10 protein-coding genes are annotated in these 14,440 nt (G+C 72.1%); 2 read left to right on the forward strand and 8 right to left on the reverse strand.

Annotation, left to right across the window (positions count from 1 at the left end):
• Nucleotides 1-72 precede the first annotated feature (72 nt).
• From ilvC to BLW57_RS12760, 5 genes are all read right to left on the reverse strand, one after another.
• Complete coding sequence (gene ilvC, locus BLW57_RS12740; RefSeq protein ID WP_093474467.1) at nucleotides 73-1,071, reverse strand: ketol-acid reductoisomerase; 999 nt, start codon at nucleotides 1,069-1,071, stop codon at nucleotides 73-75.
• 120 nt (nucleotides 1,072-1,191) lie between these two features.
• Entirely contained in the window at nucleotides 1,192-1,716 is a 525-nt protein-coding gene (gene ilvN, locus BLW57_RS12745; protein WP_093474468.1) for an acetolactate synthase small subunit, read from the reverse strand.
• 21 nt (nucleotides 1,717-1,737) lie between these two features.
• Entirely contained in the window at nucleotides 1,738-3,591 is a 1,854-nt protein-coding gene (locus BLW57_RS12750) for an acetolactate synthase large subunit (protein WP_176985562.1), read from the reverse strand.
• Between the two features lie 243 nt (nucleotides 3,592-3,834).
• A complete protein-coding gene (locus BLW57_RS12755) occupies nucleotides 3,835-7,065 on the reverse strand; it encodes a putative bifunctional diguanylate cyclase/phosphodiesterase (RefSeq protein WP_093474471.1) in 3,231 nt (1,076 codons plus the stop codon).
• A gap of 199 nt (nucleotides 7,066-7,264) precedes the next feature.
• Complete coding sequence (locus tag BLW57_RS12760; RefSeq protein ID WP_093474473.1) at nucleotides 7,265-8,227, reverse strand: 2-hydroxyacid dehydrogenase; 963 nt, start codon at nucleotides 8,225-8,227, stop codon at nucleotides 7,265-7,267.
• Nucleotides 8,228-8,301: 74 nt separating this feature from the next.
• On the opposite strand from BLW57_RS12760, the gene BLW57_RS12765 reads away from it, so the two are divergent.
• Together BLW57_RS12765 and BLW57_RS12770 are read left to right on the forward strand one after the other, a co-directional pair.
• Nucleotides 8,302-9,300 (forward strand): aldo/keto reductase, encoded by a 999-nt coding sequence (locus BLW57_RS12765; protein WP_093480670.1) that lies wholly within the window; start codon nucleotides 8,302-8,304, stop codon nucleotides 9,298-9,300.
• 135 nt (nucleotides 9,301-9,435) lie between these two features.
• Complete coding sequence (locus BLW57_RS12770; RefSeq protein ID WP_093474474.1) at nucleotides 9,436-10,620, forward strand: PQQ-dependent sugar dehydrogenase; 1,185 nt, start codon at nucleotides 9,436-9,438, stop codon at nucleotides 10,618-10,620.
• Nucleotides 10,621-10,636: 16 nt separating this feature from the next.
• Here the strand turns inward: BLW57_RS12770 and BLW57_RS12775 are convergent, their stop codons facing one another.
• The 3 genes from BLW57_RS12775 to BLW57_RS12785 all read right to left on the reverse strand — a co-directional run bounded on the left by BLW57_RS12775 (nucleotide 10,637) and on the right by BLW57_RS12785 (nucleotide 14,345).
• On the reverse strand, nucleotides 10,637-10,831 hold the full coding sequence (locus BLW57_RS12775) for a DUF6191 domain-containing protein (RefSeq protein WP_093474476.1): 195 nt from the start codon (nucleotides 10,829-10,831) through the stop codon (nucleotides 10,637-10,639).
• 38 nt (nucleotides 10,832-10,869) lie between these two features.
• Complete coding sequence (locus BLW57_RS12780; protein WP_093474477.1) at nucleotides 10,870-13,944, reverse strand: helix-turn-helix transcriptional regulator; 3,075 nt, start codon at nucleotides 13,942-13,944, stop codon at nucleotides 10,870-10,872.
• A gap of 209 nt (nucleotides 13,945-14,153) precedes the next feature.
• Nucleotides 14,154-14,345, reverse strand: coding sequence for a hypothetical protein (locus BLW57_RS12785; protein ID WP_093474479.1), 192 nt, complete (start codon nucleotides 14,343-14,345; stop codon nucleotides 14,154-14,156).
• Nucleotides 14,346-14,440 lie beyond the last annotated feature (95 nt).

Consider the following 14,440-nt stretch of genomic DNA (forward strand, 5'->3'; position numbering starts at 1 on the left):
ATCACCCGTCCGTGGCTGGACGGGGTGGACAACAGGGGCCGGGGTGATCCGCCCCGGCCCCTGCCATGAGGCTTACGCCTCCTCGTCGACCCAGCTCATCAGCTTGCGCAGCTGCTTGCCGGTGGTCTCCAGCAGGTGCTCGGAGTCCTGCTGCTTGTACTCGTTGTACTTCTTCAGACCGCCGTGGTACTCGTCCATCCAGGTCTGGGCGAAGGTGCCGTCCTGGATCTCGGCGAGGACCTGCTTCATCTCGGCCTTGGTGGCGTCGGTGATGATGCGCGGGCCGGTGACGTAGTCGCCCCACTCGGCGGTCTCGGAGACGGACCAGCGCATCTTCTCCAGGCCGCCCTCGTACATGAGGTCGACGATCAGCTTCAGCTCGTGCAGGCACTCGAAGTAGGCGATCTCCGGCTGGTAGCCGGCCTCGACCAGGGTCTCGAAGCCGGCCTTGACCAGGGCGGAGGTGCCGCCGCACAGCACGGCCTGCTCGCCGAACAGGTCGGTCTCGGTCTCCTCGGTGAAGGTCGTCTTGATGACGCCGGCGCGGGTGCCGCCGATGGCCTTGGCGTACGACAGCGCGAGCGGGAAGGCGTTGCCGGTGGCGTCCTGCTCGACGGCGGCGATCGCGGGGACGCCGCGGCCCTCCTCGTACTGGCGGCGCACCAGGTGACCGGGGCCCTTGGGGGCGACCAGGGCGACGTCGACGCCGGCCGGGGGCTTGATGAAGCCGAAGCGGATGTTGAAGCCGTGCGCGAAGAACAGCGCGTCGCCGTCGTTCAGGTTCGGGGCGATGGACTCCTCGTAGACCTGGGCCTGGATCGGGTCCGGGATGAGGATCATGATGACGTCGGCCTCGGCGGCGGCCTCGGCCGGGGTCACCACGCGCAGGCCCTGCTCCTCGGCCTTGGCCTTGGACTTGGAGCCCTCGTGCAGACCGACACGCACGTCGACACCCGAGTCACGCAGCGACAGCGCGTGGGCGTGGCCCTGGCTGCCGTATCCGATGACCGCGACCTTGCGGCCCTGGATGATGGACAGGTCGGCGTCGGCGTCGTAGAACAGCTCGGCCACTTTGGGTTCTCTCCTTGGTGTGCAGATGGTGCGTCCCACCGTATGACGGTGAGGGGGAAGGAAGATTCAGGATCTCGGCATACGGGCGGCCGGCGATGCACCGACCGCCCGTATCCAGCCTTACGCGGATCGGTCGAGCGCGCGCAGCGAGCGGTCCGTGATGGAGCGGGCGCCACGGCCGATCGCGATCGTGCCGGACTGCACCAGTTCCTTGATGCCGTACGGCTCCAGCATCTTGAGCATGGCGGAGAGCTTGTCGCCGGACCCGGTGGCCTCGATGGTGACGGCGTCCGGGGAGACGTCGACGGTCTTGGCACGGAACAGCTGGACGATCTCGACGATCTGGGAGCGGGTCTCGTTGTCCGCCCGGACCTTCACCAGAACGAGTTCGCGCTGAACGGCCTGACCGGGTTCCAGCTCGACGATCTTCAGCACGTTGACCAGCTTGTTGAGCTGCTTGGTGACCTGCTCCAGCGGCAGGTCCTCGACGCCCACCACGATGGTGATGCGGGAGATGTCGGGGTGCTCGGTGACGCCGACCGCGAGCGAGTCGATGTTGAAGCCGCGGCGGGAGAAGAGGGCGGCGATCCGGGCCAGGATGCCCGGGGTGTTCTCCACCAGGACGGAGAGCGTGTGCTTGGACATGGTCTTTTACGTCTCTCTCGCTCAGTCGTCTTCGTTGTCGCCGAAGTCGGGGCGGACGTCCCGGGCGGCCATGATCTCGTCGTTGGAGGTGCCGGCGGCGACCATCGGCCACACCATCGCGTCCTCGTGGACGATGAAGTCGATGACGACCGGGCGGTCGTTGATGGAGTTCGCCTCTTCGATGACCTTGTCCAGGTCCTCCGGGCGCTCACAGCGGATCGCGTGGCACCCCATGGCCTCCGACAGCTTCACGAAGTCGGGGACGCGGGTGCCGGCGCTCGGCTGCCTGCCGTCCGCCTCGGGGCCGGAGTGCAGCACGGTGTTGGAGTAGCGCTGGTTGTAGAACAGCGTCTGCCACTGGCGGACCATCCCGAGAGCGCCGTTGTTGATGATGGCGACCTTGATCGGGATGTTGTTCAGGGCGCAGGTGGTCAGTTCCTGATTGGTCATCTGGAAACAGCCGTCGCCGTCGATCGCCCAGACCGTCTGGTCCGGCGCGCCCGCCTTGGCGCCCATCGCGGCCGGGACCGCGTAGCCCATCGTTCCGGCGCCGCCGGAGTTCAGCCAGGTGGCGGGCTTCTCGTACTGGATGAAGTGCGCGGACCACATCTGGTGCTGGCCCACGCCCGCCGCGAAGATCGTGCCCTCCGGCGCGAGCTGCCCGATGCGCTCGATGACCGCTTGCGGGGACAGGGAGCCGTCCGCGGGCTGGTCGTAGCCCAGCGGGTAGGTCTCGCGCCAGCGGTTGAGGTCGCTCCACCAGGCCGTGTAGTCGCCCTTGCCGCCTTCGCCGTGCTCCTTCTGCACCGCCTGGACCAGGTCGGCGATGACCTCGCGGGCGTCGCCCACGATCGGCACGTCCGCGGCGCGGTTCTTGCCGATCTCCGCCGGGTCGATGTCGGCGTGGACGATCTTGGCGTACGGGGCGAAGCTGTCCAGCTTGCCGGTGACGCGGTCGTCGAAGCGGGCTCCGAGGGCGACGATCAGGTCGGCCTTCTGCAGCGCGGTGACGGCGGTGACCGCACCGTGCATGCCCGGCATTCCCACGTGCAGCGGGTGGCTGTCGGGGAATGCGCCGAGCGCCATCAGGGTGGTGGTGACGGGCGCTCCGGTGAGTTCGGCGAGGACCTTCAGCTCGGCGGTGGCGCCGGCCTTGATGACGCCGCCGCCGACGTAGAGGACGGGCCGCTTCGCGGAGGTGATCAGCTTCGCGGCCTCACGGATCTGCTTGGCGTGCGGCTTGGTCACCGGGCGGTAGCCGGGCAGGTCCATCGTGGGCGGCCACGAGAACGTCGTCTTCGCCTGCAGGGCGTCCTTGGCGATGTCCACCAGGACCGGGCCCGGACGGCCCGTGGAGGCGATGTGGAACGCCTGCGCGATCACCCGCGGGATGTCCTCCGCCTTGGTGACCAGGAAGTTGTGCTTGGTGATCGGCATCGTGATACCGACGATGTCCGCCTCCTGGAAGGCGTCCGTCCCGATCGACTTCGACGCGACCTGACCCGTGATCGCGACCAGCGGCACCGAGTCCATGTGCGCGTCCGCGATCGGCGTCACCAGGTTCGTCGCTCCCGGACCCGAGGTGGCCATGCAGACACCGACCCTGCCGGTGGCCTGCGCGTACCCCGTGGCCGCGTGACCCGCGCCCTGCTCGTGACGGACCAGCACGTGACGCACCCGGGTGGAGTCCATCAACGGGTCGTACGCCGGCAGGATCGCGCCCCCGGGAATGCCGAACACCGTGTCCGCGCCGACCTCCTCGAGGGAGCGGATGAGGGACTGCGCACCAGTCACGTGCTCGACGGGGGCGGACATCTGTCCTCCGGAACGGGGCCGCGGCTGCGGATGGTGGGCCCCGGTGGCCTGCTCGGTCATCGGCATTCTCTTCTCGATGCTGAGGGTTTTTGCGAGGTTCGTGCGGAGTTCGGACGCTGCACGAAAGTCACTCGTGCAACAAAAAACCCCTCGTGCCGCAAGGCAAGCGAGGGGAGCGCGCCGGTGTGGTCGCTGGGGATTCCGGATCGTCCTCCGGTGGGTCCCAGCTCAGCCGACGCGCTTTCCAAGTACGAGAATTCGGGTGCGCATGGCACTGACCCTCTCCCCGGCACGCACCACGTGTCAAGTGGGTGGGACGGGCGTCTCAGCATGTGAGCGAAGGGCACTGCCGCCTCCGAGAACAGCGGGAACACCCCCTGTGTACACCCCTTTGGACTCCCGCGCGCCGCTCCCCGCGAATGCGGGCTCGGCCGGGGCGTGCGGCACCGGGTAATGGCCGGATCCGAGCGCCCGGCGCAGCCGGTACTCGTCCAGCGGGCCGGCGAACGCCATGCCCTGGCCGTGCGTGCAGCCCATCGCGCGCAACGCGACCACCTGCTCGGGCAGGTCCACTCCCTCGGCGACGGACTGCAGCCCGAGATCGCCCGCGATCCGGAGCAGCCCGCCGGTGATCTTGTGCAGGCGCGCGGACTCCACGACACCCTCGACCAGGCTGCGGTCGAGCTTGAGGATGTCCACGGGCAGCCGCCTCAGCGCGGTGATCGCCGCGTAGCCGCTGCCGAAGCCGTCCAGGGCGATCCGCACCCCGAGTCTGCTGAGCGCGTTCAGGCGGCGCTCCAGCTCGTCCAGGGAGACGCGGGGATCGGTGTCGGACAGCTCGACGACCAGGGCGCCGGGCGGCAGTCCGTGCCGGGTCAGCAGGGCCTCCACGGAGCCGAGGGGGATCGAGCGGTCCAGCAGGCGCCGGGCGCTCATCCGTACCGCGACGGGCACGACGAGGCCGGTGGCGGCCCGTTCGGCGGCCTGCTCCACGGCTTCCTGGAGGACCCAGCGGTCCAGCTCGGCGGTCTTGTCGCCGTCCTCGGTCACCCGCAGGAACTCGGCCGGCGTGAACAGCACGCCTTGCGAGGAGCGCCAGCGGGCCTGTGCGGAGACCGCGGTGACGCGTCCGTCGCCGAGGCACACCACCGGCTGGTGCAGCAGCGCGAACTCGCCGTCGTGCAGCGCGGCACGCAGCCGCGTGGCCAGCTCCGCCTTGCGTACGACGTCCTGCTGCATCTGCGGTTTGTACAGTTCGACCCGGCCTTTTCCGGCCGACTTCGCGCGGTACATCGCGAGGTCGGCGTTGCGCAGCAGTTCGCCAGCGCCGAGCCCGGACTCGGCGAAGGCCACGCCGATGGAGGCGTTGACCCGGACATCGTTGCCGTCGATGGCGTACGGCTGGGACAGGGTCGACCGCAGCCGGTCGGCCAGCTCCAGGATGTTGCGCTCCCGGGCCGCGCGGTCGCGGGTGCCGTCCCCGACGATCAGGGCCGCGAACTCGTCGCCGCCCAGCCGGGAGGCGGTGTCCCCCTGCCGGACCGCGTCCTGGAGTCTGCGGGCGGCCTGGACGAGCAGCTCGTCCCCGGCCTGGTGGCCGATCGTGTCGTTGACGGCCTTGAAGCCGTCGAGGTCGATGAAGAGGACGGCCGTGCCGCGCAGGGCGGCGCCCCGATCGGTGGCCCGGCGGCCGGACAGGGCCTGCTGCACCCGCCGGGTGAACAGGGCGCGGTTGGGCAGGTCGGTCAGCGGGTCGTGCTCGGCGTTGTGCTGCAACTGCGCCTGCAGGCGCACTCTCTCGGTCACGTCCCGGCTGTTGAAGATCAGCCCGCCGTGGTGCCGGTTGACGGTGGACTCGACGTTGAGCCAGCCTCCCCCACCGCCGGAGCGGAACCGGCACTCGATCCGCGTGGTGGGCTCGTCCTGGGGGCTGGCGGCGAGGAAGCGGCGCACCTCGTGCACCACGCAGCCGAGGTCCTCCGGGTGGATCAGCGCGGCCAGCTCACTGCCCACCAGGTCCTCCGCGGGCCGGCCGTAGACGCCCGCGGCGGCCGGGGAGACGTACCGGAGGACGCCGTTGGGCGCGGCGATCATGATCACGTCGCTGGAGCCCTGCACCAGGGAGCGGAAGTGGTTCTCCTTCTGCGCCAGTTCCTGGGTGAGGGTGATGTTGTCCAGCAGCATGATGCCCTGGCGGATGACGAGGGCGAGCACGACGGCACCCGCGGTGATGAGCACCACGTGGTCGGGTCTGCGGCCGTTCAGGACGTTGTACAGGATGCCGAGCGTGCACACGGCCGCGGCGAGGTACGGGGTGAGCGCGGCGAGCGAGCCGGTGATCGGGCGTCCGGCCGGATACCGGCCGTGGTCACCTCCCGGCGCGGGTGTCGGCGACGGTGCGGGCGCGGAGGCGTGGTGGTGGCTCGTGCCGCGCTGGCCGGGCACGTGCTCGTGCACCACGCGCGTGTGCCCGTCGGGCACCCGCTTCTCCTGGGCGCCCCGGCGCCGGGGCGCGGCCCAGGGGGCGTAGGCGAGCAGCAGGGAGCCGCCGAACCAGCCCGCGTCGAGCAGCTGCCCCGAACGGTAACTGCTGTGCAGCAGCGGGGAGGTGAACAGCGCGTCGCACATCACGGTCAGCGCGAGCGCGCCGATCGCCGTGTTCACCGCCGTGCGGTTGCCCGGGGCTCGGCGGAAGTGCAGGGCGAGGACCATGCTGACGAGCGCGATGTCGAGCAGCGGGTAGGCCAGCGACAGCGCGGTGTGCGCCACGCTCGGTCCGTCGAAGCGAGCGGCCTGGGCGAGGGCGAGGCTCCAGGAGAGGGTGAGCAGGGAGCCGCCGATCAGCCAGGCGTCCAGCGCCAGGCAGATCCAGCCCGCCTTCGTCACCGGGCGCTTGGCGAGGACCAGCAGGCCGACGATGGCGGGCGGGGCGAAGCAGAGGAAGAACAGGTCGGCGTAGCTGGGACTGGGTACGGTCCGTTCGAGGACGACCTCGTACCAGCCCCAGACCGCGTTGCCCAGGGCGGCCATCGTGGAGGAGAGGGCGAACAGCAGCCAGGCGGACCGGAAGCGCACGCGCGCGCTGCGGGCGTAGAGGAAGCACGAGACGGCGGCGGTGCCCGCCGCGGCGCTCAGCCCGAAGTCGCCCATGATCAGTGCGACTTGTTCGGCCCCCCAGTCGAACGCGGCTCCCACGCCGTAGGCCGCGCAGACCAGGGCGAGGACGAGCTGCTCCGTCAGTCGCGTGCCCTCGCGGCAGGCCGGCCGGCGGGGCGGCGGCGTCTCCTGCGGGTGCGGTGCGCGCACCGGTGCTTCGAGCGCGGTGGAGACCGAGGGCGGCGCACTCACCGGGGCCTCCCGGTCCGCGCCGCTCCCGTGTCCTGCCGCTCCCGGTGCGCCGGGTGCGCATGCCTTCTGCGGCCGGTGTGCCTGCGCTGGCGGTGGCTGTGGTGGCCGGTGTGATGGCCGCGTCTGCGCGTGGCCGCGCGCCAGGGTCGCCGCCGGCGGCTCCGCCGCGTCGGATCGTTCGTCCATAGGCCGTGCATCGCCCGTCGCCCCCCTCACAAATCTGAAATGTCCGTCCCCAGCGCCAAATGGTCGGCGGCGCAGCCCCTGTCGGGACGATACACCAGGATCGTCACTCAGGGACATAGGTTCTCTACGCTCCGTGACGATCAGTGGCGACGCGGGCACGCGCCGCGCCCGAAAGGTAGCGGAGGGTGCCGGAAGCGGACTACTGCCCGTTTGCTCCCGTCGTAAGGATCACGTTCCGCAAGGGCTCCTGGTTCACGAACCGGGTCAACTGGTCGACGAGCAGCCGCTCGGCGCGCGGCAGGAAGGCCGAGGAGGGACCGCCCACATGGGGGCTGATCAGCACACCGGGCGCCCGCCACAGGGGGTGCCCGGGCGGCAGCGGCTCGGGGTCCGTCACGTCCAGGGCGGCGGTGATCCGGCCGCTCTCCAGCTCGGTGAGCAGCGCCTTGGTGTCGACGACGGGGCCGCGCGCCACGTTCACGAGCAGCGCGCCGTCCTTCATCCGCGCGAGGAACTCGGCGTCCACCAGACCCCGTGTGGCCTCGGTGAGCGGCGTGGAGAGGATCACGACGTCCGCGTCCGGGAGCAGTGAGAGCACATCGGTGATCGGGTGCACAAGACCGCGCGCCGTGGTGCGCGAGGAGCGCGCGAGGCGCGCCACCCGCGCAACCTCGAAGGGTACGAGCCGGTCCTCGATGGCGGCGCCGATGGAGCCGTACCCGACGATGAGGACGTTCTTGTCGGCGAGGGAGGGGTGGAACCCGCTCTCCCAGCGCCCCTCCTGCTGGGCCCGGACGAAGCCGGGGACGCCGCGCAGGGCGGCGAGGGTGAGGGTGAGCGCGAGTTCGGCGGTGCTCGCCTCGTGCACTCCGCGCGCGTTGCACAGCTGCACGCCCGGCACGATCGACGACAGCCGGGCGGTGATGTCGTCGACGCCCGCCGTGAGCGTCTGGATGACCTTCACGCCGGTCAGCCGCTCCAGCGGGCGGACCTTGACCGGCCACCGCTTCATGTACGGCACCACGTACACGGCGCAGTCCGCCGGGTCCCCGGGAAAGGGCTGGTCACCGTCCTCGCCCCCGTCCCAGAACAGGTACCTGGGCCCGTCGGGCAGCCCCTCGATCTCCTCCGGCGGGATGGGAAGCCATACGTCTGCGCTCATGCGAGGAGGCTATGTCAGGCCCCGCGGAACCAGAGGTTAGGTTGGTGGCCTGGCTGAGGGAGGTTCACGAGCAGGTGGAGCGCAGGACGATCGGCGCGGGGTCGCTCGCGGTGGGGGCCGTCGGACTCGGGTGCATGCCGATGAGCTGGGCCTACAGCGGATCCCGGCAACGCGGGGACGAGTCGGTGAGAACCGTGCACCGGGCGCTGGACCTGGGCACCAGCCTGCTCGACACCGCCGACATGTACGGCCCGTTCACCAATGAGCTGCTGCTGGGCCGGGTGCTCAGGGAGCGGCGCCGGGACGCGTTCGTGTCCACGAAGGCGGGGCTGCTGGTGGGCGAGCAGCACATCGTGGCCAACGGCCGCCCGGGATATGTGAAGCGGGCCTGCGACGCCTCCCTGCGCCGGCTGCAGACGGACGTGATCGACCTCTACCAGCTGCACCGCGCCGACCCCGAGGTCCCGGTGGAGGAGACCTGGGGCGCGATGGCCGACCTGGTGCGGGCCGGGAAGGTGCGGGCGCTCGGCCTGTGCGCGGTGGGAGCGCGCGGCGGGCGCCGCTCCGGGGGCCGGCTGCACGACACCACCCTGCGCCAACTCCAGCGGGTGCAGCAGGTGTTCCCGGTGAGCGCGGTGCAGGCGGAGCTGTCGGTGTGGTCGCCGGAGGCGCTGGACGCGCTGCTGCCGTGGTGCGAGACACGCGGCGTCGGCTTCCTCGCGGCGATGCCGCTGGGCAACGGTTTCCTCACCGGCACCCTGACGCCCGGAGAGGGGTTCGAACCGGACGACGTGCGCGCCCGCCACCCCCGGTTCACGGGCGAGATGATGGCGGCCAACCAGCCGATCGTCGTGGGACTGCGCCGGATAGCGCGGCGGCACGGCGAGGACGTCACCCCCGCCCAGGTGGCCCTGGCCTGGGTGCTTGCCCAGGGCCCGCACGTGATCGCCCTGCCGGGCACCAAGCGGGAGCGCTGGGCGGCCGAGAACGCGGCCGCGGCCGGGCTCCGGCTGACCGAGGAGGACCTGGCCGAGGTGTCGGGTCTGCCGGCCGCCCTGGGGTCGTGGGACTGAGTCGTGGGACTGAGTCGTGGGACTGAGCGGTACCCACTGGTTTCCGTGACGGGTTGCCGCGGAAAGGGAACCCGCGCGGGACAAGCGGTGTATGAGAGGGAGTAGCAGCGCTTGGATCACCGCCGCGAAGGGACCATGATCGTGCATCGTCGAGCTGTGCCGGCCGTTCTGGCCACGGCCGCCCTCCTGCTGACGGCCGGGCTGACGGCCGGCTGCTCCTCCGGCGGAGGGGGATCCCCGGACGGCGCCGGGAGTACGGCCCCGAGGGGTACCGCGTCCGGCGCCACCCCGTCGGCCGGGCCCACCGAGTCGGCCCCTCCGGCCAAGGGATCGGTGAAGGTGCTGCGCACGGTGGCCGAGGGCCTGAAGACTCCGTGGGGGGTGGCTCCGCTGCCCGGCGGCGGCGGTCTGCTGGTCTCCTCCCGCAACGACGGGACGATCACCCGGATCGACGAGAAGACGGGGAAGAAGACCGTGCTGGGTGCGGTCTCGGGTGTCTCCCCGGCCGGCGAGGGAGGCCTGCTGGGCATCGCCCTCTCCCCCGACTACGCCTCGGACCACATGATCTACGCCTACTTCACCTCGGCCTCGGACAACCGCATCGTCCGCGTGCTGTACGACGAGCAGCGGCCGCCCGGTGATCAGCTGGGCGCGCCGGACACGGTGTTCAAGGGCATCCCCAAGGGCTTCATCCACAACGGCGGCCGGATCGAGTTCGGTCCGGACGGGATGCTGTACGCGGGCACCGGTGAGAGCGGCAGCAAGGGCCTCGCGCAGGACAAGGAGTCCCTGGGCGGCAAGATCCTGCGGATGACCCCGGAGGGCGAGCCGGCCCCCGGCAACCCGTTCCCCGACTCCCCCGTGTACTCGTACGGCCACCGCAACGTCCAGGGACTGGCCTGGGACGACAAACAGCGGCTGTTCGCCTCGGAGTTCGGCCAGGACACCTGGGACGAGCTGAACGCGATCAAGCCCGGCGACGACTACGGCTGGCCGAAGGCCGAGGGGAAGTCCTCCGAGGCCGGGTTCCACAACCCGATAGCGCAGTGGCACACGGACGACGCCTCCCCCAGCGGCATCGCCTACGTCGACGGCGTGATCTGGATGGCGGGTCTGAAGGGCCGGCGCCTGTGGCGCGTCCCGCTGCGCGGCACGGAGGCCTCGGCGGCCCCGCAGGCGTTTCTCACGGGCAAGTACGGCCGCCTTCGCACGGTGCTCCCGGCGGACGGCGACAAGGTCTATCTGGTCACGAGCAACACGGACGGCCGCGGGTCACCGGAGAAGGGGGACGACCGGATCCTGGAGCTCCAGGTGAAGTAGCGTCCGCCGCCCCTGCTCACTCCGCCTCCGGTTCCGCCGCTGCCGGCGGCGGCTCCGGCAGCCGTATGACCGCCTTGCCGGAGGCCAGGTCGATGGGGCCGCGCCCGGGGTCGTTGTCCCCGACGTCCTCGCGGGTCAGTTCGAGACGGTTCTCCTCGTCCCGGGTGTGCTTGCGGCCGGGCGCGAACAGTTCCTCGAAGACGTTGAACACGGCTGCTCCCCCTTCGCCGGTTTCCTCCAGCGTAGGTCTCAGTGCGCCGTTCCGGCAGTGAGCGTCCGGGCCGTGAAGAGTTCCAGCCGGTGGGCGACCGCGGCCGCCTCGCCCCGGCCGGACACGCCGAGCTTGCCGAGGATGTTGGAGACGTGGACGCTGGCGGTCTTCGGGGAGATGAACAGCTCCTCGGCTATCTGGCGGTTGGTGCGGCCGTCCGCGACCAGGCGCAGCACGTCCCGCTCCCGGCTGGTGAGGCCGAGCTCCGCGGCCGGGTCGGCCGGGGCGCCGGCCTGCCGCGGGCCGTGGCCCAGGGTGAGGCGGGCGCGCTGGGCGAGCCGGGCGACGGAGTCGGCGAGGGGGCGGGCGTCGAGATGGTCCGCGACGGCGGCGGCCAGCCGGAGCAGTTCCACCGCGCGGTCGCGTTCGTCGTCGCCGCCCTCGGCCAGCAGCGCTGCGGCGAGGCGGTGGCGGACCCGGGCGAGGTCGTAGGGACGGTCCAGGCACTCGAAGGCGCTGACCACGGGTGACCAGGTGTCGGCGGTGTCCGTGCCCTCGGTGCGCCGCAGTTCGGCGCGAGTCCAGTGGTCGTACGCCGCCCAGAGGGGGGCGCCGGTGGTCAGTCCGCGCACGGCGGCGGCGAGCCGGTCGAGGATCGCGGCGCGGTCGGGCCGGGCGGCGGGCAGGGCGCGGGCGTCGGCCTCGGCGGTGGCGGCGGCCAGCAGCAGCGGCCAGCCGTAGCGGTGGGTGCCGGGCGGGAAACCGGCGTCCAGGGCCTTGAGCAGTTCGGCGCGGGCGTCGTCGATGCGGCCCTCGGCGGCGGCGATGCCGAGGGCGATGCGGGCCACCGGCACGGAGTGCTGGGACATGGGGTCGTGGGTGCCGTAGTGGGCGCGGGAGGTGGCCAGTTGCCGGCCGGCCTCGGCGAGGTCGCCGCGGGCCAGGGCGAGGTGGGCGAGCTTCAGGGCGCCCGCACCGCGGGGCTTGGCGCTGTGGCCGACCCGGGTGGCGTGCGCGGCGGCCTCCGCGGCCTTTGCCCACTGGCCGAGCGAGTAGAGCGCGTCGGACAGGTTGCCCCAGGCCCAGGCCTCGGAGTCCAGCAGTCCGTACCGGCGGGTGAAGGCGATGCCTTCGCGCAGGATCTCGGCGGCCTCCCGGTCGCGGCCGACGCTCTGCATCTCGGAGGGCAGGTTCACATAGGCGCGTGCCGCGACCTGGTGCGCCCCCTCGGCGAGGGTGTCCTCCAGCACCTGGCGCATCTCCGCGAGGCCGGTCTCGGCCTCGCCGGAGTCCACCTTGAGGCCGCTCAGGGTGAGGCGGGCATGCAGCTCGATGTCCCGGGCGCCCACCATCCGCGCGTACTCAACGGCCCGCTCGGCGGCGGCGACGGCCTCGGGGCCGGGCCGGTGCAGCATGGACCAGTTGGCGGCGAGCGCCAGCACCTCCGCGTGCACTTCGGACGGCGGCAGTCCGCGCACGAGGTCCTGGGCGGTGGCGAGTTCGTGCCAGCCGTCGCCGCGGGCCTGGGCCTGGACCAGCCGGGAGCGCTGCGCCCAGAACCAGGCGGCGCGCAGCGGATCCGGATCCTCGTCCAGCAGGCGCAGCGCCCGCTTGGTGATCTTCAGGGCGCGTTCGCGTTCGCCGCCGAAGCGTCCCGCGACGGCTGCCTCGGCCATCAGGTCGAGGTAGCGCAGCGGGGTGGTGGCCGGGTCGCAGCCGCACGGCGGGTAGGCCTCCGTGCAGTCGACCGGGCGCAGCGCGGAGCGCACCTCCTCGGGGGCGGAGTCCCAGAGCTCCATCGCCCGCTCCAGGAGACCGAGTTGCTCGGTGTAGGCGTGCCGGCGGCGGGCCACGACGGAGGCGACCAGCACGGCGGGCAGGGCCTTGGCCGCGTCGTGCGCGTGGTACCAGTAGCTGGCCAGGCGCATCACGCGCGCGTCGGCCGCGACGAGCGTGGGGTCGGCCTCCAGGGCCTCGGCGTAGCGGCGGTTGAGCCGGGAGCGCTCGCCGGGCAGCAGATCGTCGGCGACGGCCTCGCGGACCAGGGAGTGCCGGAAGCGGTAGCCGTCGCCGTTCGGGGTGACGGTGAGCAGATTGGCGCCGACGGCGGCCCGCAGGGCTTCGATGAGGTCGTCCTCGGTGAGCCGGGCGACGGCGGCGATCAGCCGGTACTCCACGGTGGAGCCGCCTTCGGCGACGATCCTGGCCACCCGCTGGGCGCTGTCGGGCAGCGCCTCGACGCGCACCAGGAGCAGGTCGCGCAGGGACTCGGTCAGGCCGGTGCAGTTGCCCTGGCAGGCGGCGACGGCGAGTTCCTCCACGAAGAAGGCGTTGCCGTCGGAGCGTTCGAAGATCTCGTCGACCTGGACGGGGTCGGGTTCGGCCGCGAGGATGCCGGCGATCTGGCGGCCGACCTCCTCGCGGGTGAAGCGGGCGAGTTCGATCCGGCGGACGGTGCGCAGCCGGTCGAGTTCGGCGAGCAGCGGGCGCAGCGGGTGGCGTCGGTGGATGTCGTCGGAGCGGTAGGTGGCGAGGACGAGGAGCCGGCCGGCGCGCAGGGTGCGGAAGAGGTAGGCCAGCAGGTGGCGGGTGGAGGCGTCGGCCCAGTGCAGGTCCTCCAGGACGAGCACGACCGGGTGGCCGGCGGCGACGCGCTCCAGCAGACGCACGGTGAGTTCGAACAGGCGGGCCATGCCCTGCTCGTCGTGGCGGCCGGAGCCGGCCTCGCCCAGTTCGGGCAGCAGCCGGGCCAGTTCCTCCTCCTGTCCGGCCGCGGCGGCGGCGAACTCCTCGGGCAGGGCCTCGCGCAGGGCGCGCAGAGCTGTGGAGAAGGGGGCGAACGGCAGGCCGTCGGCGCCGATCTCCACACAGCCGCCGAGCGCGACGACCGCACCGCGGCGGGCCGCGGCCGCGGTGAACTCCTCGACGAGGCGGGTCTTGCCGACACCGGCCTCGCCGCCGAGCAGCAGCGCCTGCGGCTCGCCGCAGGCGCCGGACGCCGGGGAGGGACCCTGGGCGGCGGCGCGGTCGAGCGCGTCGAGCAGGGTGGTCAACTCGGCGGCGCGGCCGATGAACACGGGGCTGACGGACCTGGTTTCCACAGGCCCGAGCATCGCATGAGGCCCGGCCGTCGGGTCACCGGTTTTCCACAGGTCCGGTGCGATGGTCGTACCGGCAGCCGGAAGGGTCGTACGACCACGCCGAAGGGCCGTACGACTCCGCGGGGAAGTCGTACGGCCCTGAGCCCCGGGGCGGCCGACCCCCGTGCGGCCGCCCCGAGTCCCGTCCGTGCCGGTGCCACCGGGGCCCGGCCGGCCGGCGGTCACGCGGTGCGGGGCAGCCGGTGCCGGCGGGGGCGGTCGGTATGCGACTCGGCGACCCGGTCCCCGACGCGGCCGGACGCCTCCTTGCGGGCGGTGCGGCGGGCCCGGGCGGCCTCGCGGGCCAGGCGGTCCTCCTGGGCCTCGCGGATCAGCTGGGCCGAGCGCGTCCGGTGATGGTCCATCTGGAACATGGCGTGTCCTTCGGGAGGTGGTGTGGTGCTTCGCTTTCTGCGATGCCTCCACCTTCGCCGCCCAGGGGGGTGCGCCACATCGGGAGGGTTCCGCA

Origin of the sequence: Streptomyces sp. 1222.5 (assembly GCF_900105245.1) — a bacterium.
Taxonomy (GTDB): domain Bacteria; phylum Actinomycetota; class Actinomycetes; order Streptomycetales; family Streptomycetaceae; genus Streptomyces; species Streptomyces albidocamelliae.